Source organism: Rhizobacter sp. P3_B12 (assembly GCF_056402895.1).
In genome coordinates this window covers 1-3,270 of record NZ_JBFUGN010000708.1, presented here as the reverse complement: position 1 = coordinate 3,270, position 3,270 = coordinate 1, and the positions used below count along the sequence as shown (strand labels likewise).

At 68.4% G+C, this 3,270-nt stretch carries 2 protein-coding genes and 2 pseudogenes; 3 read left to right on the top strand and 1 reads right to left on the bottom strand.

The window, feature by feature from the left end; all coding sequences use genetic code 11:
• Positions 1-790, bottom strand: a pseudogene (locus AC1D01_RS26620) (CHAT domain-containing protein); the annotation flags it as partial.
• Positions 791-994: 204 nt separating this feature from the next.
• Between AC1D01_RS26620 and AC1D01_RS26615 the strand changes: the two are divergent.
• From AC1D01_RS26615 to AC1D01_RS26605, 3 genes and pseudogenes are all read left to right on the top strand, one after another.
• The gene (locus AC1D01_RS26615) at positions 995-1,837 is read left to right on the top strand and encodes a hypothetical protein (protein WP_477871723.1); all 843 of its coding nucleotides are present in this window, start codon (positions 995-997) and stop codon (positions 1,835-1,837) included.
• A 365-nt stretch (positions 1,838-2,202) separates the two neighbouring features.
• Entirely contained in the window at positions 2,203-2,547 is a 345-nt protein-coding gene (locus AC1D01_RS26610) for a hypothetical protein (RefSeq protein ID WP_477871721.1), read from the top strand.
• Positions 2,544-3,270: pseudogene (locus AC1D01_RS26605) on the top strand (hypothetical protein); the annotation flags it as partial. The gene AC1D01_RS26610 and the pseudogene AC1D01_RS26605, both read left to right, overlap by 4 nt.

The following is a 3,270-nucleotide window of genomic DNA, read 5'->3' as shown; positions in this document are numbered from 1 at the left end:
GGCGGTGGTAGGCGGTGTCGCCGGCGCCGGGGTCGGCGAGAACTTGCTTGAAAAGAGCCAGTGCCTCGTTCGGCTGCGCGCTGCCGAGCAGGGCGTTGGCGCGGCTGCGCTTGTAGAAGGGGCCGAGCTTGTCGGTCTCGCGCACGGGGATCTGGTCGAGCTGCTTCAGCGCCTCGGGCGCGCGGCCGGCGGCGGTGTAGGCGTTGGCGAGCGAGACCTGCACCAGCGGACGGAAGCGGTCGCTCGCGAGCGCGATGCTGCGGCCGTAGTAGCCGGCGGCATCGCCGTAGCGGGCGCGGCGCACCGCGATGTCGCCGAGCACCTTCAACGACGGCGCGTGGGCTTGCTGCGGGTTCTTCGGTGTCAGCGCGAGCGAGCCGTTCGCGAAGCGTTCGGCCTCGTCGAGCAGGCCGGCGTAGCTGTAGGCGATGGCCAGGTCGCGCTGCGCGAGGGATTTGAGGTCGTCGTTGTCGTCGGCCTGGCCGAGGTGCAGCGCCTTGCTGGCGGCGCGGATGCTCTGGCGGAACTCGCCCTGCTCGGCGAGCGCGATGGAGCGGCCGCAGTAGCCGTAGCCGTCGAGCTTGACGACGTCGCGCTCGTAGAGCGCCTTGCCTTCGGCGCTGACGGAGAAGAGGCTTTCGGCATCGCGCTGGCGGGCGAGGGCGTCGCGGGCCTGGTTGTTGGCCGGCGCGAGGCCGTCGGCGGTGGCAGCCGACTGGGCGTGGGCAGCGGTGGCCAGGAGCAGCGCGCAGGCCAGGGCCACGCAGCCCGCACGAACGGGAGAGGTCAACACAACAGATGCCTTTCGATGCAAGCGAGCCGCCATGCCGCGGGCTGCGTTGGGGGAGCAATCGCGGGGCGATGCTAAGAGGCGTGCCGGGCCGCACAAAGTGACCAAGGTGAGTCGCCGGTGGTTCTAGGGGGACGGGCAGGCGCGAACTTTCCGGGGGGCTGTTGTTACAGAGGGGGCTGTCACGACGAGAGGAGTGGGTTCATGAAGAGGAAGATCGATGGCGCGCGCCTGAAGAAGCCGCTGCTTCTGCCAGGCGAGGGCACGAGCGACGGCGGTCGCAACGTGAAGCCACGGAAGACGGAGAAGGTCGAGACGGCGAGGAAGGGTGCTGCGCAGGCGATTCGGTCGCAGGTCGAGGGCCTGGTCAAGCGTGTGGCCAAGCGCAAGCCAGCCGAACAGGAGGTGACTGCACCCGAACCCAGGACGGTCAGGTTCCATGGCGAGGCCCAGTTGCAAGCGCCCTCGAATTTCAAGCACCTGCTCGGCGACCTGATGAGGGAGGCCCGCGCGATCGAGGCGTTGCCGGTGCAGGGCGATCGCATGGCAGCGCTGGAGGCGCTGTGGGGTGGCGTGACCGAGCGCCTGCTGTCCGCGCTCGCCCCCGGCACGTCGGACGAGACGGATCGTCGGCGCGCGCTGGCGGTGATCCTGCTGGCGAACGATCACGCGAGCTTCGAGAAATTCGCCCGCAAGGGCAACGCCGCCGCGTTTGCGGATCGCCTGGGTTCGCTGCGCGAAGCCATGGACACGGCGTCGCCGGATTCGTTCTGGCAGGGCGCCGAACTCGAGGCCGTGCTGCGCGGGCTGCTGAGGATCAGCATGCACGCCGGCTCCGAGGAAGACATCGCGCGCCGTGCGTTGGAGATGCTGGACACCCTGTGCAACCCGCACCGCGTGTCGAGCGAACTGAGGACGGCGATGACCCACCTCAGCGAAGCGGCGCAGCTGGCCTGGTTCAACCTCGATGGCGTGTGGGAGAGGTCTGCAGAGCTCGTTGAAAAGGTGGTCGACGAACTCAAGAAGCTCGGGCCGCCGAAAGGGTGATCTCCATATTTCCTGCACATCCCTTTCGAACACTGCGTGGCGTCAAGCGCAACACAGATCAGGGGGATTCATGCTGGACATCACCAGGCGGCTGGCCGTCATCGCTTCACTCACCTTGCCGCTGAACGCTGTGGCGGCCTACCCGCCCGGCACCAAGGTGTGGAGCTGGACCTACAACGCTCGCGGACAGAAGCTCACCGAGACGGCACCGGACGGTACGACGACAACCTGGACCTACTGCGAGGACAAGACCGCCGATCACATGGTGGGTGACCTGCAGAGCGAGACGACCAGCGATGGCCGTGTGACGCGGTACCTGCGCTACAACCGATCGGGCAAGTGGCTGGAGAGCATCGATCCGAACGGTGTCGTCACGCTGCAGACCTACGACCTACGACCTGCGGCAGCGGCTTCTCACGCGCGACGTGGCCGGGCGCGTCACGCGCTATACCTACGACGCCGCGGGCCAGCTCAAGCGGCTGACCTTGCCGGACGGCAGTTGGGTCGGCTGGGACTACGACGATGCGCACCGGAACGTGGCGGTCTACGACGCGCAGGGCCACCGCATCGACTACCTGCTGGACATGGCCAGCATCAAGGTTCGCGAGAAGGTGCAAGACCCCGGCGGCAACTTGCGGCGCACGCTGGAGCGCATCGTCGACGACCTCGGGCGGGTGCAGAAGACCGAAGGCCGGGGGACGGCACCGTGAGGCGGCCTGCGCGATGCCTGATGGCCTGCGGCGCGATCTTCATGTCCGTCGTCGAGGCGCAGACCCTGCCGCCGCCACCGGCCTCTCCGAGATCGGTGGCACGCCATGAATACGACGCCGAGGGCTTCGTCACCAAGGTGGTCCGCGGTGCCGGCACGCTGAACCTCGAGACCCGGGTGACCTATGACCCGCTGAACCGCGTCAAGGCGCAGGTCGATCCGGCGGGTGGCGTCACCGAGCTCGAGCACGATGGCCGCGACCGGCTCACGCAGGTGACCGACCCGCGCCGGCTGGTCACGCGCTATCCGGAGAAGGCCGGTGGCGGCCATCAGGTGATCAGCCCCGATACCGGCGTCACCGACCTCAGCGTCGATGCGGCCGGCCGCGTGTCGACGCGCATCGACAGCCGAGGCGTGACCGCGCGCATTGCCTACGACGACGCGGGCCGGCTGAACGCCATCCAGTACCTGAAGGAAGGAGCGCCGGACGCGCTGCTCGTCTGGACCCACAGCCAGACCGGGCCGGGTTTCAGCTTCGGCATCGGGCGCCTGACGTCGACGCTCTTTCCGGGCGGATCCACGCAGTACGCCCACAACGCCTGGGGCGAGGTCGTCACCAGCACGCAGCGCGTGAGCCCGGCGAGCGGGGCCAATGGCGCAACGGTCACCACGGTGGCCGGCTACGAATACACGCTCGGTCGGCTGACCGGCATCACGTATCCAT

Bases quoted from the DNA above. Each gene is read 5' to 3' on its own strand.
- AC1D01_RS26615 (WP_477871723.1), top strand. From the start codon at position 995: ATGAAGAGGAAGATCGATGGCGCGCGCCTGAAGAAGCCGCTGCTTCTG.